We start from the raw sequence: 26,427 nt of genomic DNA on the forward strand, positions 1-26,427 counted from the left end.
CACGCCCGCCTATTGCAGCATCGTGTCGACGTCGCCATAACCGCGCGCCAGCACGATCTCGGTGATGGCGATCAGCGTTTCCGCCCGCGTCTTGAGATCCGGCGCCTCCAGCAGCGCCTGCTTTTCCGCCGGACCATAGGGCGACATCATCGCCATGGAATTGACGAGCGTCGCGTTGCTGGCACGCTCCACGCTCTCCCAGTCGGCCTCCAGCTTGTTGGCGTCGAGATAGGCCTTGAAGGCGGCGAGCAGCGCCTCGCGGTCGACGCTCTGCTCGTCGTCGCGCGCCAAAAGGTCGGTGATGAAGGGCGCGATGCGGAAACTGCGGTAGGACTTGTCACCGCATATCTCCTCCAGCAGGCGATAGCGGCAGACGCCGGTGAGCGAGATGATGTAGCGCCCGTCGCCGGTCTCGGCAAAGGAGGTGATGCGGCCGATGCAGCCGACCTGGCAGAGGGCGGGCGTATCCGTCACGGCGTCATCCACGCGGTCGGCGCCGAAGACGGGCTGCACCATGCCGATCAGCCGGTGCGTGGCGAGCGCGTCGTCGAACATGGAAAGGTAACGCGGTTCGAAGATGTTGAGCGGCAATTGCCCGCCGGGCAGGAGGAGGGCACCGGTCAACGGAAAGACGGGGATGGCCTCGGGCAGGTCCTCCGGCTTCAGATAACGCGCATTTCCCACATGCATGATAGTGCCTTCCCATTGCGCCCGGCGCGCGATCCGTCTCCCGCCCCGCGCCAGCGCGCCTCCCCCGAATGTGGGGTCGGCGCGGCATTTCTCAAGGGATGCCCCGCCGTTCTCCCGGAAAAAGCCTCAGGAAAACAGGATCGACGACAGCTTGCGCCGCGCGGCGATCGTCGCCGGATCCTTCGGACCCCAGACGTCGAAGAACTGCAGAAGCTCGCGGCGAGCGCCGTCGTCGTCGAAGGCGCGGTCGCGCTTCATGATGAAGAGCAGGTGATCGGCCGCCGCCTGGCGGTCGCCCTCGACATTGCGGATCTTGGCGAGCTTCAGCCGCGCCGCATGATCGTCCGGATCAAGCGCCAGCGCCTGTTCGAGCGCCGCGGGATCGCCGAGCTTGCGGGCTTCCTCGATCTGGTCGAGCTTCTTCAGCACCGCCGCGACGGCCGGGTCGGCCAAAACGGCCTCGGGCAGGTTGCCGAGGATCTGGCGGGCATTTTCCGGCTGGCCGGCGGCGATCATGCATTCGGCAATGCCGGCAAGGGCCTGCGGATTTTCCGGATCGGCCTGCAAGAGCGCGCCGTAGAGGTCGGCCGCGCCGGCAAGGTCGCCCGCATCGAACAGTGTCTTCGCTTCGGCAAGCAGCGCCTCGATCTCGGCCTTCTCGTCCGCGCCGGCGGGGCCTGCGACCTTGTCGATGAAGTCGCGGATCTGACTTTCCGGCACCGCGCCCATGAAGCCGTCGACCGGCCGGCCGCCGACGAAGGCGACGACCGCGGGGATGGACTGGATGCCGAGCTGGCCGGGAATGGAGGGATGGTCGTCGATGTTGAGCTTGACGAGCTTCACGCGGCCCGCACTCTCCCGCACGACCTTCTCGATGATCGGCTGGAGCTGCTTGCACGGGCCGCACCAGGGCGCCCAGAAATCGACGAGAACGGGCTGCTGGCGCGAGGCCTCCAGCACGTCGCGCGAAAAATTCGCCGTCGTCGTGTCCTTGATGAGGTCATCCGCCGGTGCCGCGCCGCCAAAGCTCGCCGAGACGTTCATCTGGCCGCCATAAGACGATGCGTAGGGGTTGTCGCCTGCACTCATGGGTCTCTCCTGTGGCGCCAAGCGCCTCGATGTCGTGTCTGTGCCCCAGATCGTATGTCAGGCCGTGACTTTCAAGACAAGCGGCTCGTGGCCGGTCGCCTCGATGAAGCGCAGGAGATCCTTCGAACCGATCGAGGTCGTCGCATCGTTCCTGAGCGGATGGCCGTTGATCGTGTCGAAGGCCATCAGGTCCGCATCGATGATGATCTTCACCTTGCCCGCCGTGTCGTTGATCACCCCGAAGGCGGTGACGGCGCCGGGAATGACCCCGAGATACTCCATCAGCTTCTCCGGCTTGCCGAAGGAGACGCGGCTCGCGGCACCGATGACCGAATGCACGGTCTTCAGGTCCACCGTCGCATGCTCCTCGACGGTCATCAGGAAATAATTGTCCTTCTTGTCCTTCACGAAGAGGTTTTTCGTGTGGCCGCCGGGAATTTCGTCGCGCAGCGCCACCGATTCGGCGACGGTGAAGACCGGCGCATGCTCTTTCGTGCTGTGGGCGATGCCCAGATCATCGAGAAACTGGAAGAGATCCCTGTCGGTCTTCGGCTGCGCTTCGGTCATTTTCCTGCTTGTCCCGGCTCAATTGACGTCCATCCGCTGATAGGACGTCGGCCGCACGAGCGCAACCGCCTGAGAATCCGGGACTTTGAAAGTCTCCGCATTTTTTTCTTCAAAATCTGACATTTCCCTGTTGCATTTGAAAAAACCTTGGGCCATATACCGCCCGTCGCCGCAACGCAGCGACCTTCGGCCACCGACTACCCCAGGCCGTCGACGATGAGCGGGTGTAGCTCAGGGGTAGAGCACAACCTTGCCAAGGTTGGGGTCGAGCGTTCGAATCGCTTCACCCGCTCCATTCTTCCTAATGGTTCAAAGCCTCGGTTCGCCGGGGCTTTTGTGTTTTCTGCGACAGGGATTGCGCGCTCAAGACGGGGGCGGGCGGTTTTCGGCGCGCCAGGTTGCGGGGCTCATGGCGGTGACCCGGCGGAATTCGCGGTTGAAGTTCGACTTGGTCTGGAAGCCGGATTCGAGCATGGCCGATGTCACCGGCATGTCGGTGTCGCGCAGCAGCCGGCAGGCCTCCGCGATGCGGAAATCGTTGATATATTGCGAGACGTTCCTGCCGGTCAGGCGGTTGATCGCGCCGGAAATCTGCCGGGCCGGTACGCCTGCCCGCCGGGCGAGGCGCGCAAGCGTCAGGTTTTCGTCGCGGAAGAGTTTCTGGTCGGCAAGGAGCCGGTCGACCCGCTCCAGCACGTCGCGATCCCGTTCCGACGTCGAATCATCCCGATCGCCCTCCTCCGGTGGAACGGGCATGGCGCGGGCGCGGGCAGCGACCGCCGCGGTGAGGCCGGCCAGGAAGAGGCTGAGCAGGTTGGCGTTGCTGACGATCATCGGCACGTTCTCGCCGCGGCTCCACTCGAAATCCAGCACGATGGCAATGTCGAGGGACGCCGAGAGGCAGAGCGAGCCGGCGGCGATGAGCAGCGCCTTGTGTGCCCCTACGGCGCCATCGAGCCGGGCCTCGTCCAGCCCATCGGGGCCGGCATTGGCGAGCCGCAGGAGGATGACGGCATAGCCGACGAAGATGACGACGAGCGCGCCGTCGATGAGATCGGGCGCCAGCATCAGGAGGGCGAAGATCAGCACCGGCGGCGCGGCGTTCAGCCAGGGAAGATCCGCCCGATCACGATGCATGAGGCTCTGGAAGCTCGCCAGCACCAGCGGCGGCAGGCCGCCCGCCAGCACGGGCAGGACATAGCGCACCGCCGTCACGTCATAGCCCCAGCGCAGGCCGACGGCGATCGATTGCAGGATGCAGAGCCCGATCAAGGCGAGGAACGGCCGGTTGCCACCTTCCTGCTGGCGCAGGAGCGCGACGAAACGCAGGAGCAGCAGGAGGGCGACGACGAAAGGCAGGGGAACGAAGAGCACGGGCAGCACGGATCGGTTGGCGTTGGCGGGCATCATGATCCCGATCGCGATCAAGGGCGACCTCAAACACGATCGAGGACGCGACGAAGGGCAGGTCGCGGCGAGGATCTGCCGGTCAAGTCCTATCGAACGAGGTTCCGATGTCCATCCTTTCCCTGTTTTCCGCCTTCCTCCTTGCCAGCGCCGCCGCCACGCCCGCCCATGCCGCCGAGGTCGGCGTCCGCACGACAACCGTCTTTGCGCCGGAGCGCGGGCGCGATATCGACGTCACGGTCTGGTATCCGGCCAGGGCCGGCGGCGCGCCGCTCCTGATCGGCGACAATCAGCTGTTCAAGGGCGCGCCGGCGCATGGCGATGCATCCGTCGCCAAAGGGCGTTTTCCGCTCGTGCTGCTCTCGCATGGCTCGGGCAGCCGGGTGGAGGGCATGAGCTGGCTTGCGACGGCGCTGGCCGAGGCCGGCTTCGTCGTCGCCGGGCCGAACCATCCCGGCACGACGAGCGGCGATTCGACGCCGGCCGCAACGCCGAGACTCTGGGAGCGCACCGCCGACCTCTCCGCCCTGATCGATGCCTTTTCGCAGGACACCGCCTGGCGCGCGACGATCGACCCGGCGCGCATCGGCGTCGTCGGCTTCTCGCTCGGCGGCGCGGCGGCGATGGAGATCGCCGGCGCACGGGCCGATCTCGAGGCCTATGCCCGCTATTGCGACGATTACGGCAAGTGGGATTGCGCCTGGTTCGCCGGCGGCCGGGGATATGTCGGCGACAAGCCGGTGGCGGTGGAGAAGGTCGACCTGCGCATGCTCGACAAGGCCCGCTTCGAGCAATCGAACCGGGATGCGCGGGTGCGCGGGGTGGTCGCGGTGGACCCGGGGCTGGCCCAGGCCTATGTCGCGGACAGCCTGAAGGCGATCGACATCCCGCTCACCTTCATCAATCTCGGCACTGCGGACGCGATCCCCGAAGCGGTGATCGCGGACGGACTGGCGGCGCTGGTGCCGCAGGCCTCCTATGCGGCGATCGCGGACGCCGTGCATTTCAGCTTCCTGCCGGAATGCAAGAAGGGCGGCGCCGACCTGCTGAAATCCGTGGGCGAGGTGGATCCGATCTGCGACGACCCCGGCGGCCGCACCCGGGCGGACATCCATGCCGAGCTGAAACGGCGGATCATCGATGCCCTCCGGAGCAGCCTGAAGAGCTCGTTCTGATCAAAAGAAGAAGGGCCAGCGGCCGGTTCCGGTCGCTGGCCCTTCGGCATGCGGTGCGGGATGCGGCTTACGCCGCCCGGCGCTGGTAGGCGGCGTTGCCGCGCTCCTCGCCGATATGGAACTGCGAGAGCGCGGCCTGAAGCTGGGCGGCCTCGCTGGCGAGCACCTGGCTGGCGGCGGTCGTCTCCTCCACCATGGCGGCGTTCTGCTGGGTCATCTGGTCCATCTGGTTGACGGCCGTGTTGATCTCGCCGAGCGCCGCAGACTGTTCCTGCGCCGCGCGGGTGATCGAGACGACATGGTCGTTGACGCGGTTGACGAGGTCCTTGATCTCCGAGAGCACGTCGCCGGTCGACAGCACCAGCGCCACCCCGCCCTTCACCTCGCCTGCCGAGGCGTTGATCAGTGCCTTGATCTCCTTGGCGGCATTGGCCGAGCGCTGGGCGAGCTCGCGCACCTCCTGGGCGACGACCGCAAAACCGCGGCCGGCCTCGCCCGCGCGGGCGGCCTCGACGCCGGCATTCAGCGCCAGGAGGTTCGTCTGGAAGGCGATCTCGTCGATGACGGAGATGATCTGGTTGATCTTCTGCGAGGACTGCTCGATGCGGCCCATGGCGTCGATGGCGTTCTGGACGATATCGCCGGATTTCTCGGCGCTGTCCTTCGCCTCGCGCACGATCTCGGAGGCCTCCAGCGCGCGGCTCGTCGAGGTTTTCACCGTGGTGGTGATTTCCTCGAGCGCGGCGGCGGTTTCCTCCAGCGAGGCGGCCTGCTGCTCCGTGCGGTGGGCGAGCTGGTCGGCGGCGGCGGAAAGCTCACGCGAATTGCCGGTGATGGTGCCGGCGGTCGAAAGGATGCCGGTCATGGTGCTGCGCAGCGTCAGCATCGCGCCGTTGACGTTTTCCTGGAGCTCGGCGAAATCGCCCTGGAAATGACCGGCCATTTCCTGCGTCAAGTCGGCATGGGAGAGCGAGGCGATCACGCGGCGCACTTCGCTGACGCCCCGGTCGACATTCTCGACCAGCGCGTTGACGCCGGTGGCGAAGCGGCGGAGGTCCTCATCCTCGTAGGCCTTGGTGATGCGGCGCGAGAAATCCCCGGCGGCAGCGGCAGCCACGATCGAGCTGATGTTCGCCTGCAGGTCCTTGCTCTGCGCCTGGAGGGCCGCTTCCTGCGCCTCCATCTCGCGCATCTGCATCTCGTTGGCGCGGAAGACGTCGAGCGTGCGCGCCATGGCGCCGATCTCGTCCTTGCGCTCGGTGCAGGGAATGGCATCGTCGAGCTTGCCGGCGGCGAGGTTGGACATCACGCCGGTCAGAAGCTGGATCGGACGAACGATGCCGGTGCGCGCAAGCAGCGTGCTGAGCAGCATGCCCGCGACGATACAGATGAAGGCGGTTGCCAGCAGCACGGCCTGCGTCGTCGTCGAGCGCGAGAGGGCTTCGGCGCGCGATTGCGAGAGCGTTTCGGCCGAATAGGTCGTATAGAGCTTGAGCGCGGCGGTGACCGCCTTCTGGCCTTCCAGCGCCTTGTCGAGCGCGGCGAGCATGGCGGCGCGATCCTGGCCCTGCGGCGAGCCGGCAACAGTGACCATGGCCCGGATGTCCTCGAAATAGGGCGCCAGCGATTCGCGCACGCCATCGAGCAGCTTGTTCTCCTCGGCATCGGCCGTCGAGGCGATCTTCGGCAGGCGATCCAGCATTTCCTTGGCGCGCGTTTCCGTCTCCGCGGCAAAGTCGGCCGCCTTTTCCGGTGCAAGCGCCAGTTGATAGGTCATGCGGCTGATGGCGATGACGTCGATGCGCAGGTCCATGGCCTCCCGCGCCACTTCTTCACGCGCACCGGTATCCTGCAGCGCCGAACCGAGCGAGCGCAAACCGCCACCGCCGACGACGGCGATCGTACCGGCCGCAAGACCCATCATGAGCATGAGAAGGCCGACCTTGCGGGAAATGGAGAGATCCGAGATTTTCATGGACAACGCCCCTGAGGGCGAGCGCCGCCATCCTGGCACGTTCAATCCCACACAACCTGGCAGCATCCCAGGTCCATGGGGTTGGTTTTTCCGGCACAAAGGTTTCGATTTTGTTGCCGTCCGGCACCGCAATGCGGGATTTCACCCCTTGCGGAAGACGTAATCCGTTTCCTGCCGCAAAACTTCGCCGGGCCGGAGAACGGCATTCGGAAAATGGCCGTGGTTGACGGCGTCCGGCCAGACCTGCGTTTCGAGGCAGAAACCGGCAAAAGCCCCATAACGGCGGCCTTCCAGCCCCGGAACGGCCGGGGCGACCTTGGCGCCGGTATAGAGCTGCACGCCGGGCTCGGTGGTCGCCACCTCCAGCGAGACGCCGGACTGCGGGCTACGGACCTCGGCCACCGGCCGTTTCGCTTGCCGCCGCGGCGAGAGGCAGAAATTGTGGTCGAAGGCGATCCCGCCCGCCTCCGTCTGCCGGCGCAGCGGCGTCCATTGCCGCAGATCGAAGGGCGTGCCGGCGACGGGGCGGATCTCGCCGGTCGGAATCAGTCTTTCATCGACGGGCAGGTAATGTTCCGCCGCGACACGAATCTCGTGGCCGAGCGCGTCGGGGCTGCCATCGAGGCTGAAATAGCTGTGCTGGCAAAGGTTGACGGGAGTCGGCGCATCCGTCGTGGCCTCATAGACGACGGAGAGCACGCCCTCGCCGGAAAGCCTGTAGGTGCAGGTGATGGCACAATTGCCGGGATAGCCGGCGCGGCCAGCAGGGTCGATCAGCGACAGGGTGACGACGTCGGTGTCCTGTGCGGCGATGCGCCAGTTCTGCCGACCGATGCCGTCTCTGCCGCCATGCAGATGGGTGACCCCACCCTCGTTGCATTCGAGCTGGAAATCCGCGTCGTCGATCGAGAAACGCCCGTCCTTGATGCGGTTGGCGCAGCGCCCGGGCGTCGCGCCGAAATAGGGCGAGTGATGGAGATAGCCGGCAAGGTCCTCGAAGCCGAGCACCAGCGGCGCATCGTGCCCGTCAAGCCGAAGGTCCTGGATGACCGCCCCCCAGGTGAGGACATGCGCCACCAGCCCGCCGCCGGCAAGGCGGATCCGCTCGACCGTTTCGCCATTCTCCAGGCGCCCGAAGATTTCATTTCCGCTGCCCACGCTCGCCTCTCCTCCGCTGGTCGCCGGTCCGGCGCGGCAACCTGCTGCAATTCCCCTTCATCCGCAACAGAAAAGTCATACTTTTCGACGGCCCTGTTCAGAAGGATTTCTGGTAGATGATGAAGGGCGTCTTGTCGGCGATGCGGTCATAGAGCTGGCGCGCCGTCGTGTTGAACGCCTGCGTCATCCAGTAAACCTCGGGCGAGCCCGCCTCTTTTGCCTTGGCATAGACGCCTTCGATCAACGCCCGGCCGATGCCGGAGCCGCGCACGTCGGGATCGGCAAAGAGATCCTGCAGGTAGCAGACATTGCCGATCGTCCAGCAGGAGCGGTGGAAGAGGTAGTGCGCAAGACCGACGGGCTTGCCGTCGAGCGTGGCGAGGAGGCCGCGATACTCGCCCTCCGATGCCTTGCCCGTCAGCCGGGCGAAGGTGGTGGCATAGACCTCCTCCGGCAGCACCGTCTCGTAGAAGGCGAGATAGGCGGTCCACAGGCGTCGCCATTCGCCTTCATCATCTTCATGCAGCGGGCGAATGACGACACGGCTCATGGGTCAGGCTCCGGTTCCGATCTTTTCCAGATCGTAGGGTGTGGTCTGGTAGATCTCGTTGATCCAGTTGCCGAAGAGCAGATGCGCATGGCCGCGCCAGCGGTTCTGCGGCGGCAGCGACGGATCGTTGTGCGGGAAATAGTTCTTCGGCAGCTTGATCGGCACGCCGGCCGAGACATCGCGGAAATATTCGTCGGCGAGCGAGGTGGAATCATATTCCACATGGTTGAAGATATAGAGGCGGTTTCCGGCCTGCTCCCGCACGAGGCAGACGCCGGTCTCGTCGGAATCGAGCAGGATGTCGAGCTCCGGCACCGCCCGGATGTCCTCGATGCGGATTTCCGTCCAGCGCGAGACCGGCACCTCGAAATTGTCGGAGAAACCGTTGAGATAGACCGACGAAGGCTTGCGGTTGTGATGGCGGTAGACGCCGAAGGCCTTTTCCTCCAGCGTGTGCTTCGGCACGCCGTGGAAATGATAGATCGCCGCCATCGCGCCCCAGCAGACATTCAGCGTCGAATGAACGTTGGTCGTAGTCCAGTCGAGGATCTGCTTCATCTCGTCCCAATAGGTGACGTCCTCGTAGTCGAGCGTCTCGACAGGCGCGCCGGTGATGATGAAACCGTCGAACTTGCGGTGCCGCACCTCCTCCCACGTATCGTAGAAGGCGAGCAGGTGCTCTTCCGACGTATTCTTCGCCCGGTGTCCGCCGACGCGCACCAGCGACAGCTCGACCTGCAGCGGGGAGGCGCCGACAAGGCGCGCCATCTGCACTTCCGTCTTGATCTTGTTCGGCATGAGGTTGAGCAGCCCGATCTGCAAGGGGCGGATATCCTGCCGGATCGCCACCGTCTCGGTCATCACCCGCACGCCCTCGTTGACGAGGGTTTCGAAGGCGGGAAGCGTATCGGGAATCTTGATGGGCATGTCTCACTCGATCGAAAAACAAAACCGGCCGCAACAGTGTCGCAACCGGTCCACGGAAGGTTTTTCCTCGCGCGGCCCTTTAGCGACTTGTTTAACGTGGCTGCAAGCCGGCCGGCCAAATCACCACGAGCCGTTTAAATAGCGCTAGTCAGGCGATGAATCAATCCATGGCCGGAAACGGGCAAGGCCCGGATGCGACGGGCATCCGGGCCTTGCTTCTACAAAAAAGGCGGCAGCTCAGTAGTAGCTGTAGTAACGCTTCTTGTAATAGACCTTGCCGCCCCAACCGCCGCCCCAGCGATGGCCGTAGTAGCCGTCATGGTGGCGCTTGACGCGGTAGTGCTTCTTGTAGCCGTGATGGCCGTGGCCGTAGCTCTTCCAGCCGTAGCTCTTGTGGCCGTAACCGTAATAGCCGGCCTGCGACGGGGCGGCGAAGGAAACAGCGGCGACGACGGCGACGACGGCGGAAATGACGAACTTGCGCATGGGACTCTCCTGATCTCTTCCGGGTTACAGGATGAGCTCCTCTCATCCAGTGATCAGACTGTCCCATATTGCCGGGCACGGCGCTGTTCCGGATGGAACACGGCCCCGGCAACCCTGATTTCGAGGTCGCCTACCCTTCCAGCTCCTCGCGCAGCATTTCCAGTTCCAGCCATTCTTCCTCCATCGCCGTCAGGGATTGGCGCAGCTTTTCCATCTCCGCGGCCAGCCTGTTGAAGGTGGCGGGATCCTTGGTGAAGAGGGCGGGATCGGCCATCTTCGCCTCGCGGGCGGCGATCTCCTTCTCCGCCTTCTCCATTTCCTTCGGCAGGTTCTCCAGGGCGAATTTCTGCTTGTAGGAGAGCTTCGCCTTGCCCCTGTTCTCCGCCGGGGCCGCGGCGGATGTCTCGACCGCCTTCGCCTTCTCGGCCTTTTCCGCCTTGCGCTTCTCCTCGATCGCGCCGCGGCGCTGCGCCATCATGTCGGAATAGCCGCCGGCATATTCGATCCAGCGACCGTCGGGACTTTCCGGGTCGGCGGGTGCGATGGTCGAGGTGACGGTGCGGTCGAGGAAGTCGCGGTCGTGGCTGACGAGCAGCACGGTGCCGGCAAAGCCCGCGACGATCTCCTGCAGGAGGTCGAGCGTCTCGATGTCGAGGTCGTTGGTCGGCTCGTCGAGGATGAGGAGGTTTGTCGGCCGCGACAGGATGCGCGCCAGCATCAGCCGGGCGCGCTCACCGCCCGAGAGGTTGCGGATCGGCGTGCGGGCCTGCTCGGGCTGGAACAGGAACTCCTTCATGTAGCCGGTGACGTGCCGCTGTTCCCCGTTGACGAGCAGCGTCTCGCCGCGCCCGTCCGTGAGGTAATGGGCGAGCGTGTCGTCGAGGTTGAGGTCCTCGCGGCGCTGGTCGAGCGTGGCGATCTCCAGGTTCGTGCCGAGCTTGACGGTGCCGCTGTCGGGCGCCAGTTGCCCGGTCAGCATCTTGAGCAGCGTCGTCTTGCCGGCGCCGTTCGGGCCGACGAGGCCGATGCAATCGCCGCGATGCACGCGGATCGAGAACGGCGCGACGATAGTGCGCTCGCCATAGGCCTTGGTGATCTTCTCCGCCTCGATCACCAGCTTGCCGGATTCCTGCGCATCGGAGGCGCTGGCCTGCACGCTGCCCTGCGGCCCCTTGTGGCCGCGATAGCGGGCGCGCAGATCGTGTAGCGCGCCGAGGCGGCGCATGTTGCGCTTGCGCCTTGCGGTGACGCCGTAGCGCAGCCAGTGCTCCTCGCGCTCGATCGCCTTGCCGAGCTTGTGCTGCTCCAGCTCCTCGGCCTCCAGCACCTCGTCGCGCCAGGCCTCGAAATGGCCGAAGCCGCGGTTGAGCCGCCGCGACTGGCCGCGATCCAGCCAGACGGTGGCGTTGGACACCTTTTCGAGGAAGCGGCGGTCGTGCGAGATGACGACGAGGGCCGAGCGGGTGGACTGCAGCTCGCCTTCCAGCCATTCGATGGTCGGAAGATCGAGATGGTTGGTCGGCTCGTCGAGGAGAAGGATGTCCGGCTCCGGCGCCATCACCCGGGCCAGCGCCGCCCGGCGCGCCTCGCCGCCCGACAGCGATTTCGGGTCCTCGCTGCCGGTAAGCCCGAGATGTTCGAGCAGATAGGTGACGCGATAGGGATCGTCGCTCGGCCCGAGGCCCGCCTCCGCATAGGCCGCGACCGTGTCGTAGCCGTCGAAATCCGGGGCCTGGTGCAGGTAGCGGATGGTCGCGGAAGGATGACGGAACACCTCGCCGGACTGCGCCTCGGCAAGGCCGGCGGCGATCTTCATCAGCGTCGACTTGCCCGAGCCGTTGCGGCCGACGAGTGAGATGCGGTCGCCCGGCTCCACCTGCAGGCTGGCGCCGGCGAGCAGCGGCGTGCCACCGAAGCTGAGGAAGATGTCGTCGAGTTTGAGAATGGGCGGTGCCAAGGGTCAGGCTCCTGAAAGATCGTAGGGCCGGGCGATGAGAATGGCGCGGCCGGCGGCGAGCGAAAGGCGGATGGGGCCTTCCGCCACGTTGGAGATGGTGCGCGAGGAGCCGAAGGGCAGCGAAAAGTCCTTCAGCGGATAGCGCGCATTGTCGATGGTGAGGCCCGAAAGGGGCGCAAGGCCGAGAATGGAGAAGAGGCTGCCCTTCGGCAGGTCGATGTCGCGACGGCCCGGCAGCAGGGGCCAGGCCTCCTCCTCACCGGAGGTGAGCTTCACGGCGAACCCCATCTCCTCCAGCGAGACGGCATAGAGGAGATGCATCAGCGCATGGTCGCTGCGCTCCCCGCCCAGCGCGCCGGCGAGCAAAATGGCGCGTGCCCCGCGCTCGGCCGCGACCGAGACGGCAAGCGCCCCGTCGGTCTCGTTCTTGGCGGCGGGATAGGGCTGTCGCTCGACCTGCGGCCAGGCGGCGACAAGCTCGGGCGGGGTCGAATCGAAATCGCCCACCCAGAGTTCCGGCACGGCACCAAGGCTTTCCGCATGCCGCATGCCGCCATCCGCGGCGACGACGCGCGCGCCGGCCATGTCCGCGCGAAGACGCGGCGTCACGATGAGCGCGCCCCCGAGAAGGACGACGAATTTCGGGTCTGTCGATACCGGCATGGTCATGGCTGATGCCCTTAGCGCATGTTCTTCAGAAAGGGAAAGATTTTGCGGCCGAAGGGCAAGGCATGGCCGACGGAAGGCATGAAACGCAAGAAGCGCGGGCAGAGCCCGCGCTTCGTTCTGGTCAGGACCGGAGCCTGCCTCAGGCGGCCTTGCTTGCCGCGACGGCGCGCGGCGAGAAGAGCAGCCGGTCGGAACCGGCGGTCACCTTGACGGTCGAGCCGTCCGGGATATCCCCGGCAAGGATCTTCTCCGCCAGCGGATCCTGAAGATGCTTCTGGATCGCCCGCTTGAGGGGACGCGCACCATAGACCGGGTCGTAGCCCTTCTCGGCCAGCCAGTGCACGGCGTCCTCGTCGAGGTCGAGCACGATCTTGCGATCCTCCAGCAGCTTGCGCAGGCGCGTGAGCTGGATGTCGACGATCGCGCCCATTTCCGACCGCCGGAGGCGATGGAACAGGATGATCTCGTCGATCCGGTTCAGGAATTCCGGCCGGAACGCCATCTTGACGACATCCATGACCTGGTCGCGGACGCTGTCGCTGTCCTCGTTCTCGCCGAGTGCCGTCAGATATTCGGCACCGAGGTTCGAGGTCATGATGATCATCGTGTTGCGGAAGTCCACGGTACGGCCCTGGCCGTCGGTCAGGCGGCCGTCGTCGAGGACCTGCAGGAGCACGTTGAAGACATCCGGATGCGCCTTCTCGATCTCGTCGAACAGCACGACCTGGTAGGGCCGGCGGCGGACGGATTCGGTGAGCGCACCGCCTTCCTCATAGCCGACATAGCCGGGAGGCGCGCCGATCAGCCGGGCCACGGAGTGCTTCTCCATGTATTCCGACATGTCCATGCGCTGGATCGCCGTCTCGTCGTCGAAGAGGAAGCGGGCGAGCGCCTTGGTCAGCTCCGTCTTGCCGACGCCCGTCGGGCCGAGGAAGATGAACGAGCCGATCGGCCGGTTCGGATCCTGCAGGCCGGCGCGCGCGCGGCGAACGGCGCGGGAAACCGCCTGGACGGCATCGCCCTGGCCGACGACCCACTTGCCGAGTTCGTCTTCCATGCGCAAGAGCTTGTCGCGTTCGCCTTCCAGCATCTTGTCCACGGGAATGCCCGTCCAGCGGGAGACCACATGGGCGATGTTGTCGGGGGTCACGACCTCCTGCACCATCGGATCGACATCGCCGACATCGCGGCCTTCGGCCTCTTCCAGCTCCTTTTCGAGCTTCGGAATGATGCCATAGGCAAGCTCGCCGGCGCGCTGGAATTCACCCTTGCGCTGGGAAATGGCAAGTTCGTTGCGCAGCTCGTCGAGCTGGCGCTTCAGGTCGGCGGCGCGGCCGAGCTTCGACTTTTCCGCCTGCCAGCGCGCGGTGAGCGCAGAGGCTTCCTCTTCCAGCGCGGCGAGGTCGATCTCCAGCTTTTCGAGGCGATCCTGCGACGAGCGGTCGGTCTCCTTCTTCAGGGCCTCGCGTTCGATCTTGAGCTGGATGATGCGACGGTCGAGCTCGTCCAGTTCCTCGGGCTTGGAATCCACCTGCATGCGCAGCCGCGAAGCGGCTTCGTCCATCAGGTCGATCGCCTTGTCCGGCAGGAAGCGATCCGTGATGTAGCGGTTGGAGAGCGTGGCGGCGGCGACCAGGGCCGAATCGGAAATCCGGACCTTGTGGTGCTGCTCGTACTTCTCCTTGAGGCCGCGCAGGATCGAGATCGTGTCCTCGACGGTCGGCTCGTCCACCATGACGGGCTGGAATCGGCGTGCGAGCGCCGCGTCCTTCTCGACATGCTTGCGGTATTCATCAAGCGTGGTCGCGCCGACGCAGTGCAATTCGCCGCGGGCGAGCGCGGGCTTCAGCAGGTTGGAGGCGTCCATCGCCCCGTCCGCCTTGCCGGCGCCGACCAGCGTGTGCATCTCGTCGATGAACAGGATGATCTCGCCGTCTTCCGCCTGCACTTCGGCAAGCACGGCCTTCAGGCGCTCCTCGAATTCACCGCGATATTTCGCACCGGCGATCAGCGCGCCCATGTCGAGCGCCATCAGCTTCTTTTCCTTCAGGCTCTCCGGCACGTCGCCGTTGACGATGCGCAGCGCAAGGCCTTCGGCGATCGCTGTCTTACCGACGCCGGGTTCACCGATGAGGACCGGATTGTTCTTCGTGCGGCGCGACAGGACCTGGATCGTGCGGCGGATCTCGTCGTCGCGGCCGATCACCGGATCGAGCCGGCCTTCGCGCGCATCGGCCGTCAGGTCCCGTGCGAACTTCTTCAGCGAATCGAAGCCCTGCTCCGCGCTCGCCGTGTCGGCGGTGCGGCCCTTGCGGATATCGTTGATGACCTGGTTGAGCTTGGCCGGCGTCACGCCGGCCTTCGCCAGGATATCAGACGTCGCCGCGGATTTTTCGATCGCGAGCGCCAGAAGCAGGCGTTCGACGGTGACAAAGCTGTCGCCGGCCTTCTTGGCGGCCTCTTCGGCGGTGGAGAAAACCTTTGCAAGCGGCTGGGAGAGATAGACCTGCCCGTTGCCGCCGGAAACTTTCGGCTGCTTGGCAAGCGCGGCATCGTTGGCGATCCGCGCGTCACGCGCATTGCCGCCGGCCCGCTCGATCAGCGACGTCGCCATGCCCTGCTCGTCGTCGAGCAGCACCTTCAGGACGTGTTCGGGCGTGAACTGCGGATTGCCGTCGGCCAGCGCCTTCGTCTGGGCGGATTGCAGGAAGCCGCGAACGCGTTCGGAGTATTTTTCAATGTTCATCATTCACCTCCAGGACTCGGCCGGCCCTTCGAGGCACCGGTCGACGTTTCAGGATAAGGCCCCCATCAAGGCGAGCCTGTCATGCTTGCGATCGTCCGGCCTTGCGACCGATCAACCGCCTGAAGCGAATATGGTGGAGGTTTTCCCGAATTAAAGGGAGCGTCCGGCCGCTGTTCGAGATTTTTCGCAGGCGCCTTGCGAAACGCAAGAACCCGGCACGAGGCCGGGTTCTTCTGGGGTATCGAAATGCCGTTATTCCGAGGCTTCGAGGGCCGGAGCGGCATCGCCGGCGGGCTGTGCGCCCTCACCGGCGGCCTCTGCCTCGCCGCGGCGCGGACGGCGCGGGCGGGGCGTGCTGCGGCGGCGCGCCGGAGCGCGGCCGGCGGCGGGAGCTGCAGCTTCGTCCTCGAGCGAGACTTCGGCCGGCGTACCTTCGATCACCGGCTGCGGGCCGGTGCCATCGATGACGGGCTGTTCGACTGCGGCGGGAGCCGCGGCGACCGGGGTCGGCGCAGCAGCGGCAACGGGTGCGGGCTCGTCGACGGCGGTCGAATCGATCTCGTCGGAGTCCCGCTCGAAACCGTCGCGGTCGTTATAATCGGTCCGCTCGGCATTGTCGGAGCGCTCGTCCCGCGGGAAGCGGTCCTGCATCTGCGCCTGGGCGGCGGCAATGATGCGGTTGTAGTGCTCGGCATGCTGCAGATAGTTTTCCGCCATGACGCGGTCGCCGGCGCTCTGGGCGTCGCGGGCAAGCGCTGAATATTTCTCGGCGATATGCTGGGCCGTGCCCCTGATCTTCACGTCCGGACCGGAACTGTCATAGGTCCGTGTCAGAGGATTTCCGCCCTTGCGGTGTTGGTTGTTGTTATTGTTGTTATTATTGTTGTTGTTACGCCCGCGGCCGCGCTTGTTTTGCTGTCCTGGCCTCATATGTCACTCACCTAACGTATCGTGTCTTGATGATCATGTGTCTGCACGCCTGATCGGGCCACGCCAGATCAAGCATCCTTACCCGCGGGCAAACCACGCCGGTCGGTGGTCCTGTCGCCGTAAGACGTCAAATTAACAGGTACCCGCACTAGGCAGTCTTCAACCCTAGCAACTCTTCGAGAGAGCAATCCTCGCGATCGGGTCATGCAGGAACGAATCTCTGTGCCATGACCGCTTGCCCAGTGCGTGGCCGCAACCTATCCCGCTTCTTTCCCGATTCCAAGCCTTTTCTTTGCGGTCGCAGAATTTGCTGTGCTTGCGCAGCAAATTACAGGGCAACCGCCCTTGTAAAGAGAAGAACACGGTCGTTGCCGCCAAGATCCTTGATCGCCGCAATCCGCGAAAAACCCTTTTCACGCATGATCGCCGTGACCTGATCCTTCTGGTCGTAACCGATTTCGTAAGCCACCAGGCCGTTATCCCTGATATGATCGCCCGCTCCGGCAGCGATGGCGCGATAGGCATCGAGCCCATCTTCCCCGCCATCCAGTGCCAGTATCGGATCGTGGAGCCGGACCTCGTCGTCCAGCGTTCCGACCACGGAGCGGACGATATAGGGGGGATTTGACACGATGATGTCGAACACCCCGGTCACGGCTGCAAACCAGTCGCTCTCGACCGCCTCGAAGCGATCCGCGACCCCGTTGATATCGGCATTGCGCCGCGCCGTTTCAAGGGCGCCGGCCGAAAGATCGGCCCCCACCCCGGTCGCCCCGGGCACGAGATCAAGGAGGGCCAGGCAGATCGCACCCGTTCCGGTGCCGAGATCGAGGATGCGGCAACCGCCCGTCGCACGCACGATCCGCTCTGCATGGGGCACGAGCGCATCGACGAGGACCTCGGTGTCCGGCCGCGGTTCCAGCGTTTCCGGCGACAGCGCGAGGTCGAGCCGGGAAAAGGCCCGGCGGCCAAGGATGCGGTGGACCGGTTCGCGCGCGATGCGGCGGGCGAGCGCGTCGTCGACGGCCTGTCGCTCGTCCTCCCCCAGGGCGCGATTGCCCTCGGTTATGAAGGATGTCGGCGTCAGGTCCAGCAGACCCATGAGCAGGGTTCGCGCATCGCCGGCTGGGTCTGTGATGCCCGCCTCGGCAAGCCGGCGCCGCGCCGCGGCCAGCACCTCGGCGAGCGTCGCGCCGTTCATCGGCCCTGTTCGCCGAGCTGCGCGAGGAGGCCCGCCTGATAGTCGGCGACCAGCGCATCGACCACCTCGTCGATCTCGCCGACCATCATGCGATCGAGCTTGTAGAGCGTCAGGTTGATGCGGTGGTCCGTGACACGGCCCTGCGGGAAATTGTAGGTGCGAATGCGCTCGGAACGGTCACCCGAGCCGACCTGGCTCTTGCGGTCGGCGGAGCGCTCGCTTTCCGCGCGCTGGCGCTCGATGTCGTAGAGCCGCGAGCGCAGCACCTGCATGGCCTTGGCGCGGTTCTGGTGCTGCGACTTTTCCGAACTCGTCACGACGAGGCCGGTCGGCAGGTGGGTGATGCGCACGGCCGAGTCCGTCGTGTTGACGTGCTGGCCGCCGGCGCCCGAGGAGCGCATCGTGTCGACGCGGATATCCTCCGGACGGATCTCGATGTCGATCTCCTCCGCCTCCGGCAACACGGCAACGGTCGCCGCCGAGGTATGGATGCGCCCGCTGGCCTCCGTCTCCGGAACACGCTGGACGCGGTGCACACCCGATTCGAACTTTAGCTTGGCGAAGACGCCGCGCCCGGTGATGGTCGCGATGATTTCCTTGAAGCCGCCGGCCTCGCCCTCGCTGGAAGACAGGACCTCCACTTTCCAGCCATGCGCGGCGGCATAACGCTCGTACATGCGGAAAAGGTCACCGGCAAAGAGCGCGGCTTCCGAGCCGCCCGTGCCGGCGCGGATTTCGAGGATCGCGCTCTTCTCGTCGGCGGCATCCTTCGGGAGAAGCAGGATCTGCATCTCCTTTTCCAGGCCCTCCAGCCGTTCCTTCAGCTCCGGCAGCTCCATCTCCGCAAGATCGCGCATCTCGCGATCCGTCGCCTTGTCGGCAAGCAGCGCGTCGAGATCGGCGATCTCGCCGCTGACCTTCTGGTATTCGCGGATCTTCGCCACAACGGGCTGAAGCTCGGAATATTCGGAGGCAAGACGCACATAGGTCTCCGAATCCGGTCCCGCCGACATGCGCGCCTCGATCTCGCCGAAACGGCGTTCGAGTTCGCGCATCTTTTCAACGGGAAGCTTCGCCACCGTTTAAACTCCAGTCAGGTCTTTAAAGCGGAACGCCGTTCTCGGCCGCGAAATCCGTGAGGATCTGGCGGATCGAGGCCGTCGGCCTGGTATCGTCGAGCGCCGGCATCAGCACCGCTTCGAGCTTGCCCGCATCGAGCGACAGCAGCATCGACTTGACCGGGCCGATCGCCGCCGGCGACATCGAGACCGAACGGAAGCCGATGCCGAGCAGCGCCATGGCCGAGATCGGCTTGCTCGCCATCTCGCCGCAAAGCGTCACCGGCGTGTCGTTGCGTATGCCGGCGCGCACGATATCGCGCAGGATGCGCAGGAACGGCCGGCCGAGCGTGTCGAAGCGGTCGGAGACGCGGGCATTGCCGCGGTCGACCGCCATGGCGAACTGGAAGAGGTCGTTCGAGCCGACTGACACGAAATCGACCTCGGCCATCAGCTCGTCGAGCTGCCAGAGCAGCGCCGGCACCTCCAGCATGGCGCCGAACTGCAGCTTCTTGGGCAGTTGCTCACCGATCTTCGACTGGCGCTGGATTTCCTTCTGGAGAAGGTCGCGGACCTCCTTCAGTTCGGAAACCTCGGTCACCATCGGCAGCATCAGTCGCAGATCGGCGCCCGCCGCGGCGCGCAGCATGGCGCGAAGCTGGGTGCGCAGGAGGCCCGGCCGGTCGAGCGACAGGCGGATGGCCCGCCAGCCGAGCGCCGGGTTCTCTTCCTCCGCCGCGCGGAAATAGGGCACGACCTTGTCACCGCCGATATCGAGCGTGCGGAAGGTGACGGGGCGGCCGCCGGCTTGCTTCAGCACGTTGCGATAGAACGCCTCCTGCTCCTCCGCCTTCGGCATGGTCGAGGCGATCATGAACTGGAGCTCGGTGCGGAAGAGGCCGATGCCGGATGCGCCGGATTCGTTGAGATGCGGCAGGTCGACGAGCAGGCCCGCATTCATCTGGAGGCTGATCGCGCGGCCGTCCTTCGTGACAGGCTCGACCGCGCGCAGCGCCCGGTACTGCTCCTGCCGGCGGGCGCGGAAGCGCACCTTCTCCTCGTAGGAGCGCTGGAGGTCCGGCAGCGGCCGCAGATGCACCCGGCCGTCGTCCCCGTCGATGATGATCGGATCGCCGTTTTCCGCCAGCGCCACGGCGCCGGCCGCCTGGCCGACCACCGGAATGCCCATGGCCCGCGCGACGATCACCACATGGCTGGTGACGGCACCTTCCTCAAGCACCAGACCGCGCACGTTCTGCCGCGGATAATCGAGCAGCTCCGCCGCCCCCATGGCGCGCGCCACGACGATCGCATCGTTCGGGAAGCTGCTGGCCGAAAGCTTCGCGCCATAGCCGGTGAGCTGGCGCAGCAGGCGATTGGCGAGATCGTCGAAATCGTGCATGCGCTCGCGCAGATAGGGATCCGTCAGGCGGATCATGCGCGCCTTGGTCTCGCTCTGCACGCGCTCGACCGCCGCTTCCGCGGTCAGGCCGTTGCGGATCGCCTCTTCGAGCTTCCTCACCCAGCCGCGGTCATGCGCGAACATGCGGTAGGTTTCCAGCACCTCGCGGTGCTCGCCCTCCATCGACACTTCACGGCGCGACAGCATGTCGTCGATCGAGATGCGTAGCGACCCGAGCGCTTCGGCAAGCCGGCCGAGTTCGTGTTCGGAATCCTCGTTCAGAAGGTTGGTGACGACGATGCGCGGCTCGTGCAGCACGACATAGCCGAGGCCGATGCCCTCGCCGAAGCTCGACCCCTCGATCGCGACGGGACGGGACAGGTCCAGCTCCAGGCCGGGCTTGGTGAGCTTCTTCAGCTCCCCGGTCGCCACCATTTCCGCAATCACCATCGCCGTCGTTTCGAGCGCCTCCACCTCGTCTTCGCGGTAGGTGCGGCTCGCCTTGTTCTGCACGACAAGCACGCCGAGCGCCCTGCCGGTGCGCAAGATAGGAACGCCGAGGAAGGAGTGGTAGATCTCCTCGCCCGTTTCCGGCAGGTAGGTGAAGGCGGGATGCGACTGGGCGTCGGAGAGGTTCAGCGGCCGCGCGGAGGCGGCGATGGTGCCGACAAGGCCCTGGCCCATCTTGAGCTGGGCGAGGTGGACGGCACCGGGATTGAGACCTTCGGTCGCATAGAGTTCGAGCACGCCATCGGAGCGCAGCACGTAGACGGAACACACTTCCGCGACCATGTTCTGCGCGATCTGGCGCACGATCTGGTCAAGGCGCTCCTGCGGCTCGAGCGGCTCCGCCATCAATTCGCGCAGCCGCTTGAGAAGAACGCGCGGACCCGCGGAGAGGTCTCTCATCGCGTGGCGTCTCCCGAAAATAACACTACCCTTGCCGGCGCGGGCCACGCCGGCGATCAGAAGATCGGCGCCGAGTCGGCCGGTCCTTACTTCTTATCGAGACCGTAGACGGAATGCAAAGTCCGAACGGCGAGTTCGGCATAGGGACCGTCGATCAGGATGGAAATCTTGATTTCCGAAGTGGTGATCGCCTTGATGTTGATGCCCTTTTCCGCCAGCGCCTGGAAGGCGGAGGCGGCGACGCCCGCATGGCTGCGCATGCCGATGCCGATGACCGACACCTTGACGAGGCCCGTCTCGTGCTGGATCACGTCGAAACCGACCTTTTCCTTGGCGCCTTCCAGCACCTTGAGCGCCTTCTCCATGTCGCCCGAGGGAACCGTGAAGGTCATGTCGGTCTTGGAGCCGTCCTCGGAAATGTTCTGGACGATCATGTCGACATTGATATGCGCCTCGGCGAGCGGGCCGAAGATCGCGGCCGAGACACCCGGCCGGTCGGCGACGCGGCGGAGCGAGATCTGCGCTTCATCCTTGGCATAGGCGATGCCGGTTACGACTTCCTGTTCCACGATCTCATCCTCATCACAAATCAGCGTACCGGGCGGGTTCAGAAGATCGCCCATGCCCGGCGCATCGGGATCCTCGAAAGAGGAACGAACGAAGGTGCGCACCTTGTGCACCATGGCGAGCTCCACCGAGCGCACCTGCAGGACCTTGGCGCCGAGCGAGGCCATTTCGAGCATTTCCTCGAAGGCGATCTTCTTCAGGCGCCGGGCCTTCGGCTCGATGCGCGGGTCGGTGGTGTAGACGCCGTCAACGTCGGTATAGATGTCGCAGCGGTCCGCCTTGACGGCGGCGGCGATGGCGACGGCGGAGGTGTCCGAACCGCCGCGGCCGAGCGTCGCGACGCGGTTGTCCGGGCCGAGGCCCTGGAAGCCGGCGACGACCGCGACCTGGCCCTCGCCCATGCGGCGGATGATCTCCGCGCCGTCGATATCGAGGATGCGGGCGGCGCCGTGCGCATTGTCGGTCCGGATCGGAATCTGCCAGCCCTGCCAGGAGCGGGCATTGATGTCCATCGACTGGAGCGCGATGGCGAGCAGCCCTGCCGTCACCAGTTCGCCGGAGGCGACGATCGCGTCATATTCGCGCGCGTCGTAAAAGGGGGAGTTCGCGCCCGTCACCTTCGGCATGTTCTGCACCCAGGCGACCAGTTCGTTGGTCTTGCCGGACATGGCCGAGACGACGACGGCGACCTCGTGGCCGGCATCGACCTCGCGTTTCACATGGCGGGCCACATTGTGGATACGGTCGAGGTCAGCGACGGATGTTCCGCCGAATTTCATCACGATGCGTGCCATGGTGTGTACCGCTATTTTCAATGTTTCGCGCGAGCGCGCGGGAGAAACCGCGGGGTCTCTTAGCGGAAGACCCCGCGCTGCGCAATGCATGGATTCCGGCTGAGACGAAAAGACCCGCGCACCTTCCGGCACGCGGGTAAAGGGGATCGGATGATGAAGGCCGCGGGCGAAAAACACCCGCGGCCGGTTCGGCTTACTTCTGCCAGCTCTTGACGAGTTCGTCGTAATTGACGGTGAGCGGCTGTTCCTTCTCGTTCTCGATCTTGAGCTGCGGCGCAAGGTTGCCCTTTGCGACGGCATCCTTGTTCCAGTATTCGAGATCGTGCTCCTCGGCGAGCTTCGGACCCATGTCGCCCATGACGCCGGCGCGTTCGAGGCGCTCCAGCACCTTCTCCTGCTCGGCGCACAGCGAATCCATGGCTTCCTGCGCGCTCTTGGCGCCCGAGGAGGCATCGCCGATCGCCTGCCACCACAACTGTGCCAGCTTCGGATAGTCCGGGATGTTCGTGCCGGTCGGCGACCACTGCACGCGGGCCGGCGAACGGTAGAACTCGATCAGACCGCCCAGCTTCGGCGCCCGCTCCGTGAAGGACGGATGGGCGATCGAGGATTCGCGGATGAGCGTCAGGCCGACATGGCTCTTCTTGACGTCGACCGTCTTGGAGACGACGAACTGCGCATAGAGCCAGGCAGCCTTGGCGCGGTCTTCAGGCGTCGACTTCAACAGCGTCCAGGAACCCACGTCCTGATAGCCGAGCTTCATGCCTTCCTTCCAGTAGACGCCGTGCGGCGACGGGGCGAAGCGCCACTTCGGCGTGCCGTCCTCGTTGACGACCGGCAGACCTTCCTTCACGAAGTCGGCGGTGAACGCCGTATAGGTGAACATCTGCTGGGCGACTTCGCCCTGCGAAGGAACCGGGCCGGATTCGGAGAAGGTCATGCCGCCGGCTGCTGCCGGTGCATAGGCCTTCAGCCAGTCGAGGTACTTCTGGATGGCATAGACCGAAGCCGGGCCGTTGGTGTCGCCGCCGCGGGCGACGCACGAGCCGACCGGACGGGAATTTTCGTCGACCTTGATGCCCCATTCGTCGACCGGCAGGCCGTTCGGGATGCCCTTGTCGCCGTTGCCGGCCATCGAGAGCCAGGCATCGGTGAAGCGCCAGCCGAGCGACGGGTCCTTCTTGCCGTAGTCCATGTGGCCATAGACCTTCTTGCCGTCGATCTCGCGACCGGTGAAGAACTCGGCGATGTCCTCATAGGCCGACCAGTTGACCGGAACGCCGAGGTCGTAGCCGTACTTCTCCTTGAAGTCCGCCTTGTTCTTCTCGTCGTTGAACCAGTCGTAGCGGAACCAGTAGAGGTTCGCGAACTGCTGGTCGGGAAGCTGGTAGAGCTTGCCGTCCGGCGCCGTCGTGAAGGACTTGCCGATGAAGTCGTCGAGGTCGAGGCCGGGATTTGTGACGTCCTTGCCTTCGTTCGCCATGAAATCGGTCAGCGAACGGGCCTGCTGGTAGCGCCAATGGGTGCCGATCAGGTCCGAATCGTTGACATAGGCGTCGTAGATGTTCTCGCCCGACTGCATCTGCGTCTGGAGCTTCTCGATGACGTCGCCTTCGCCGATCAGATCGTGGGTGATCTTGATGCCGGTGATGGCGGTGAAGGCCGGCGCAAGGACCTTCGATTCGTATTCATGCGTGGTGATCGTTTCGGAGACGACCTTGATCTCCATGCCGGCGAAGGGCTTGGCGGCATCGATGAACCACTGCATCTCCGCTTCCTGGCCGGCGCGGTCGAGCGTGGACAGGTCGCCGATTTCCGCATCGAGGAATTTCGTGGCGGCGTCCATGTCCGCGAATGCGGAACCGGTGAACGCCAGCAGCATGACTGCCGTCGTCGTCAGAAGTTGCTTTCGCATATTGATCCTCCCTTGGGGTTTTGCGATTGCATGCGCGAAGGCCCCTATTCTCCCCGGGGCCTTCCTTTCCTTTGCCTAGACGAAGCGGAACACGCCGATGGCGTAGACCACGGACAAGGCAAGAGCCCACCACAGGTTGGGACCGACGAGCCCCAGCCATGCGAGATGAATGAACGCCGAGCCGAGCAGCGACACGAAGAGCCGGTCGCCGCGGGTCGTCTCGAAGCGCAGGATGCCGACGCGCGGGGACCCGCCCGGACGGGCATATTCCCACACCGCCATCAGCGCGATCAGCGTGAAGATCGTCAGGAAGAACATGGCCGTCGGGAACGACCAGGCCATCCAGCCGCCCGGAATGAGCGAAGCGAACCAGTCGCGCGCGCCGTCCTTGACGGGGATCGCCATGACGAGGAGGCCGGTGATGACGGCATAGGCGGCGAGCACGGCGGCAAGCGCCACCGGCCAGCGGTTGTTGCGGTTTGCGACGGCGGCCATCAGACCCTCCCCAGGGCAAAGCCCTTGGCGATGTAGTTGCGGACGAAATAGATGACGAGCGCGCCGGGAATGATGGTCAGAACCCCGGCGGCGGCGAGCACGCCCCAGTCCATGCCCGAGGCCGAGACCGTACGCGTCATCGTGGCGGCGATGGGCTTTGCGTCCGTCGTCGTCAGCGTGCGGGCGATGAGCAGTTCGACCCAGGAGAACATGAAGCAGAAGAAAGCCGCGACACCGATGCCCGAGGCGATCAGCGGCACGAAGATCTTGGCGAAGAACTTCGGGAACGAATAGCCGTCGATATAGGCGGTCTCGTCGATCTCCTTCGGCACGCCGGACATGAAGCCCTCGAGGATCCAGACGGCGAGCGGCACGTTGAACAGGCAGTGCGCGATGGCGACGGCGATATGCGTGTCGATCAGGCCGAAGGCAGAATAGAGCTGGAAGAACGGCAGCGCGAAGACGGCCGGCGGCGCCATGCGGTTGGTCAGCAGCCAGAAGAACAGGTGCTTGTCACCGAGGAAGCGGTAGCGCGAGAAGGCGTAGGCCGCCGGCAGCGCCACGGCGACCGAGATGACCGTGTTCAAGACCACGTAGAGGATCGAGTTGATATAGCCGGAATACCAGGCCGGATCGGTGAAGATCACGGTGTAGTTCCGGAGCGTCGGCGACTGCGGCCAGAGCGAGAAGACGCCGGTGATCTCCTGGTTCGTCTTGAAGCTCATGTTGACGAGCCAGTAGATCGGCAGCATCAGGAAGACGATGTAGAGCGTCGGCACGAGCCAGGAGAGGCTGCGCTTCGAGCCGGCCCTGGCCTTCGCGCCGGCATTGCTCGCAACGCTCGTCTGGATTGTGTTTGCGGTGGTTGCCTGTGAGGTCATGGTTTCCTCCCTCACGCCTGTTCGTCGCTGCTGGTCATGACCGTGTAGAAGATCCACGAGAGCAGCAGGATGATCAGGAAGTAGATGATGGACATGGCCGCGGCCGGGCCGAGGTCGAACTGGCCGATCGCCATCTTGACGAGGTCGATCGACAGGAAGGTGGTCGAGTTGCCGGGGCCGCCGCCGGTGACGACGAAGGGCTCGGTATAGATCATGAAACTGTCCATGAAGCGCAGCAGGAAGGCGATGAGGAGCACGCGCTTCATCTTCGGAAGCTGGATGTAGCGGAACACGGCCCAGCGCGACGCGCCGTCGATCTTGGCGGCCTGGTAATAGGCCTCCGGGATCGAGACGAGGCCGGCATAGCACAGCAGCACGACAAGGCTCGTCCAGTGCCAGACGTCCATGATAATCAGCGTCATCCAGGCATCGAAGACATTATTGACATAGTTGTAGTTGATGCCGAGCGAATGGAGCGTGCGGCCGAGCAGGCCGATGTCGACGCGGCCGAAGACCTGCCAGATCGTGCCGACGACGTTCCACGGAATGAGCAGCGGCAGCGCCATCAGCACCAGGCAGACCGGCACGCCGAGACCCTTCTTCGGCATGTTCAGCGCGATCAGGATGCCGAGCGGGATCTCGATGGAAAGGATGATGCCGGAAAAGAGCAGGTTGCGCCCGAGCGCCTGCCAGAAACGGTCGGATTCCAGAACGTCCGAGAACCAGCCGACGCCGTTCCAGAAGAACTGGTTGTTGCCGAACGTGTCCTGGACCGAATAGTTCACCACCGTCATCAGCGGGATCACCGCCGAGAAGGCGACGAGCAGCAGCACGGGCAGGACCATGAACCAGGCCTTGTTGTTCCAGGTCTTGTTCATC

21 protein-coding genes, 1 tRNA gene, 1 pseudogene and 1 riboswitch are annotated in these 26,427 nt (G+C 65.0%); of the genes and pseudogenes, 2 read left to right on the forward strand and 21 right to left on the reverse strand.

Annotated features, from left to right (window positions below; translation table 11 throughout):
- Positions 1 to 9: 9 nt before the first annotated feature.
- The 3 genes from shn_RS18910 to shn_RS18920 form a co-directional block, all read right to left on the reverse strand.
- Positions 10 to 690 carry an LON peptidase substrate-binding domain-containing protein gene (locus shn_RS18910; protein WP_064331797.1) on the reverse strand — a complete coding sequence of 227 codons (681 nt, stop codon included), beginning with the start codon at positions 688 to 690 and terminating at the stop codon, positions 10 to 12.
- A 126-nt stretch (positions 691 to 816) separates the two neighbouring features.
- Positions 817 to 1,779, reverse strand: a complete 963-nt coding sequence (trxA, locus tag shn_RS18915; RefSeq protein WP_064331798.1) for a thioredoxin — start codon at positions 1,777 to 1,779, stop codon at positions 817 to 819.
- A gap of 57 nt (positions 1,780 to 1,836) precedes the next feature.
- Complete coding sequence (locus shn_RS18920) at positions 1,837 to 2,346, reverse strand: prolyl-tRNA synthetase associated domain-containing protein (protein ID WP_024271118.1); 510 nt, start codon at positions 2,344 to 2,346, stop codon at positions 1,837 to 1,839.
- A gap of 220 nt (positions 2,347 to 2,566) precedes the next feature.
- Between shn_RS18920 and shn_RS18925 the strand changes: the two genes are divergently transcribed.
- Positions 2,567 to 2,641: transfer RNA gene (locus shn_RS18925), tRNA-Gly, on the forward strand.
- A 68-nt stretch (positions 2,642 to 2,709) separates the two neighbouring features.
- On the opposite strand, the gene shn_RS18930 is transcribed toward shn_RS18925, so the two are convergent.
- Positions 2,710 to 3,774, reverse strand: a complete 1,065-nt coding sequence (locus shn_RS18930; protein ID WP_371328572.1) for a helix-turn-helix domain-containing protein — start codon at positions 3,772 to 3,774, stop codon at positions 2,710 to 2,712.
- An 86-nt stretch (positions 3,775 to 3,860) separates the two neighbouring features.
- On the opposite strand from shn_RS18930, the gene shn_RS18935 reads away from it, so the two are divergent.
- On the forward strand, positions 3,861 to 4,928 hold the full coding sequence (locus tag shn_RS18935; protein ID WP_064331799.1) for an alpha/beta fold hydrolase: 1,068 nt from the start codon (positions 3,861 to 3,863) through the stop codon (positions 4,926 to 4,928).
- A 67-nt stretch (positions 4,929 to 4,995) separates the two neighbouring features.
- Here shn_RS18935 and shn_RS18940 read toward each other — a convergent pair whose 3' ends face one another.
- The 17 genes and pseudogenes from shn_RS18940 to shn_RS19020 all read right to left on the reverse strand — a co-directional run bounded on the left by shn_RS18940 (position 4,996) and on the right by shn_RS19020 (position 26,426).
- On the reverse strand, positions 4,996 to 6,903 hold the full coding sequence (locus shn_RS18940; RefSeq protein WP_064331800.1) for a methyl-accepting chemotaxis protein: 1,908 nt from the start codon (positions 6,901 to 6,903) through the stop codon (positions 4,996 to 4,998).
- Between the two features lie 141 nt (positions 6,904 to 7,044).
- Positions 7,045 to 8,061, reverse strand: coding sequence for an aldose epimerase family protein (locus shn_RS18945; protein WP_064331801.1), 1,017 nt, complete (start codon positions 8,059 to 8,061; stop codon positions 7,045 to 7,047).
- Between the two features lie 97 nt (positions 8,062 to 8,158).
- Positions 8,159 to 8,611, reverse strand: a complete 453-nt coding sequence (locus shn_RS18950; protein WP_064331802.1) for a GNAT family N-acetyltransferase — start codon at positions 8,609 to 8,611, stop codon at positions 8,159 to 8,161.
- A gap of 3 nt (positions 8,612 to 8,614) precedes the next feature.
- The gene (metA, locus tag shn_RS18955; protein ID WP_064331803.1) at positions 8,615 to 9,538 is read right to left on the reverse strand and encodes a homoserine O-succinyltransferase; all 924 of its coding nucleotides are present in this window, start codon (positions 9,536 to 9,538) and stop codon (positions 8,615 to 8,617) included.
- 59 nt (positions 9,539 to 9,597) lie between these two features.
- Positions 9,598 to 9,675, reverse strand: a riboswitch (SAM riboswitch).
- Positions 9,676 to 9,775: 100 nt separating this feature from the next.
- Entirely contained in the window at positions 9,776 to 10,024 is a 249-nt protein-coding gene (locus tag shn_RS18960; RefSeq protein WP_064331804.1) for a hypothetical protein, read from the reverse strand.
- A gap of 130 nt (positions 10,025 to 10,154) precedes the next feature.
- The gene (locus shn_RS18965; RefSeq protein WP_064331805.1) at positions 10,155 to 11,981 is read right to left on the reverse strand and encodes an ABC-F family ATP-binding cassette domain-containing protein; all 1,827 of its coding nucleotides are present in this window, start codon (positions 11,979 to 11,981) and stop codon (positions 10,155 to 10,157) included.
- Positions 11,982 to 11,984: 3 nt separating this feature from the next.
- The gene (locus shn_RS18970; RefSeq protein WP_064332697.1) at positions 11,985 to 12,644 is read right to left on the reverse strand and encodes a thiamine diphosphokinase; all 660 of its coding nucleotides are present in this window, start codon (positions 12,642 to 12,644) and stop codon (positions 11,985 to 11,987) included.
- Positions 12,645 to 12,789: 145 nt separating this feature from the next.
- Positions 12,790 to 15,396, reverse strand: a complete 2,607-nt coding sequence (gene clpB / locus shn_RS18975; RefSeq protein WP_064331806.1) for an ATP-dependent chaperone ClpB — start codon at positions 15,394 to 15,396, stop codon at positions 12,790 to 12,792.
- A gap of 252 nt (positions 15,397 to 15,648) precedes the next feature.
- On the reverse strand, positions 15,649 to 16,326 hold the full coding sequence (locus shn_RS18980) for a DUF4167 domain-containing protein (protein WP_064331807.1): 678 nt from the start codon (positions 16,324 to 16,326) through the stop codon (positions 15,649 to 15,651).
- A gap of 328 nt (positions 16,327 to 16,654) precedes the next feature.
- Positions 16,655 to 17,527 carry a peptide chain release factor N(5)-glutamine methyltransferase gene (gene prmC / locus shn_RS18985; protein ID WP_064331808.1) on the reverse strand — a complete coding sequence of 291 codons (873 nt, stop codon included), beginning with the start codon at positions 17,525 to 17,527 and terminating at the stop codon, positions 16,655 to 16,657.
- Positions 17,524 to 18,606 carry a peptide chain release factor 1 gene (gene prfA, locus shn_RS18990; protein ID WP_064331809.1) on the reverse strand — a complete coding sequence of 361 codons (1,083 nt, stop codon included), beginning with the start codon at positions 18,604 to 18,606 and terminating at the stop codon, positions 17,524 to 17,526. The genes prmC and prfA overlap by 4 nt, the downstream gene beginning before the upstream one ends.
- 22 nt (positions 18,607 to 18,628) lie before the next feature.
- Positions 18,629 to 20,896 carry a phosphoenolpyruvate--protein phosphotransferase gene (gene ptsP, locus shn_RS18995; protein ID WP_064331810.1) on the reverse strand — a complete coding sequence of 756 codons (2,268 nt, stop codon included), beginning with the start codon at positions 20,894 to 20,896 and terminating at the stop codon, positions 18,629 to 18,631.
- Between the two features lie 86 nt (positions 20,897 to 20,982).
- A complete protein-coding gene (locus tag shn_RS19000; protein WP_064331811.1) occupies positions 20,983 to 22,257 on the reverse strand; it encodes an aspartate kinase in 1,275 nt (424 codons plus the stop codon).
- A 193-nt stretch (positions 22,258 to 22,450) separates the two neighbouring features.
- Positions 22,451 to 24,172, reverse strand: coding sequence for an ABC transporter substrate-binding protein (locus shn_RS19005; protein WP_064331812.1), 1,722 nt, complete (start codon positions 24,170 to 24,172; stop codon positions 22,451 to 22,453).
- 75 nt (positions 24,173 to 24,247) lie between these two features.
- Positions 24,248 to 24,667 (reverse strand): DUF2160 domain-containing protein, encoded by a 420-nt coding sequence (locus tag shn_RS19010; protein WP_084438163.1) that lies wholly within the window; start codon positions 24,665 to 24,667, stop codon positions 24,248 to 24,250.
- Positions 24,667 to 25,452: pseudogene (locus shn_RS19015) on the reverse strand (carbohydrate ABC transporter permease); the annotation flags it as partial. The gene shn_RS19010 and the pseudogene shn_RS19015, both read right to left, overlap by 1 nt.
- A gap of 107 nt (positions 25,453 to 25,559) precedes the next feature.
- Positions 25,560 to 26,426: a carbohydrate ABC transporter permease gene (locus shn_RS19020; protein ID WP_064331813.1), complete on the reverse strand. Its 867-nt coding sequence runs from the start codon at positions 26,424 to 26,426 to the stop codon at positions 25,560 to 25,562.
- Position 26,427 lies beyond the last annotated feature (1 nt).

It is taken from the genome of Shinella sp. HZN7, from assembly GCF_001652565.1.
Taxonomy (GTDB): domain Bacteria; phylum Pseudomonadota; class Alphaproteobacteria; order Rhizobiales; family Rhizobiaceae; genus Shinella; species Shinella granuli.

Bases quoted from the DNA above. Each gene is read 5' to 3' on its own strand.
- shn_RS18910 (WP_064331797.1), bottom strand. From the start codon at position 690: ATGCATGTGGGAAATGCGCGTTATCTGAAGCCGGAGGACCTGCCCGAG.
- trxA (WP_064331798.1), bottom strand. From the start codon at position 1,779: ATGAGTGCAGGCGACAACCCCTACGCATCGTCTTATGGCGGCCAGATG.
- shn_RS18920 (WP_024271118.1), bottom strand. From the start codon at position 2,346: ATGACCGAAGCGCAGCCGAAGACCGACAGGGATCTCTTCCAGTTTCTC.
- shn_RS18935 (WP_064331799.1), top strand. From the start codon at position 3,861: ATGTCCATCCTTTCCCTGTTTTCCGCCTTCCTCCTTGCCAGCGCCGCC.
- shn_RS18940 (WP_064331800.1), bottom strand. From the start codon at position 6,903: ATGAAAATCTCGGATCTCTCCATTTCCCGCAAGGTCGGCCTTCTCATG.
- shn_RS18950 (WP_064331802.1), bottom strand. From the start codon at position 8,611: ATGAGCCGTGTCGTCATTCGCCCGCTGCATGAAGATGATGAAGGCGAA.
- metA (WP_064331803.1), bottom strand. From the start codon at position 9,538: ATGCCCATCAAGATTCCCGATACGCTTCCCGCCTTCGAAACCCTCGTC.
- shn_RS18960 (WP_064331804.1), bottom strand. From the start codon at position 10,024: ATGCGCAAGTTCGTCATTTCCGCCGTCGTCGCCGTCGTCGCCGCTGTT.
- shn_RS18970 (WP_064332697.1), bottom strand. From the start codon at position 12,644: ATGCCGGTATCGACAGACCCGAAATTCGTCGTCCTTCTCGGGGGCGCG.
- clpB (WP_064331806.1), bottom strand. From the start codon at position 15,396: ATGAACATTGAAAAATACTCCGAACGCGTTCGCGGCTTCCTGCAATCC.
- shn_RS18980 (WP_064331807.1), bottom strand. From the start codon at position 16,326: ATGAGGCCAGGACAGCAAAACAAGCGCGGCCGCGGGCGTAACAACAAC.
- prmC (WP_064331808.1), bottom strand. From the start codon at position 17,527: ATGAACGGCGCGACGCTCGCCGAGGTGCTGGCCGCGGCGCGGCGCCGG.
- ptsP (WP_064331810.1), bottom strand. From the start codon at position 20,896: ATGAGAGACCTCTCCGCGGGTCCGCGCGTTCTTCTCAAGCGGCTGCGC.
- shn_RS19000 (WP_064331811.1), bottom strand. From the start codon at position 22,257: ATGGCACGCATCGTGATGAAATTCGGCGGAACATCCGTCGCTGACCTC.
- shn_RS19005 (WP_064331812.1), bottom strand. From the start codon at position 24,172: ATGCGAAAGCAACTTCTGACGACGACGGCAGTCATGCTGCTGGCGTTC.
- shn_RS19010 (WP_084438163.1), bottom strand. From the start codon at position 24,667: ATGGCCGCCGTCGCAAACCGCAACAACCGCTGGCCGGTGGCGCTTGCC.
- shn_RS19020 (WP_064331813.1), bottom strand. From the start codon at position 26,426: ATGAACAAGACCTGGAACAACAAGGCCTGGTTCATGGTCCTGCCCGTG.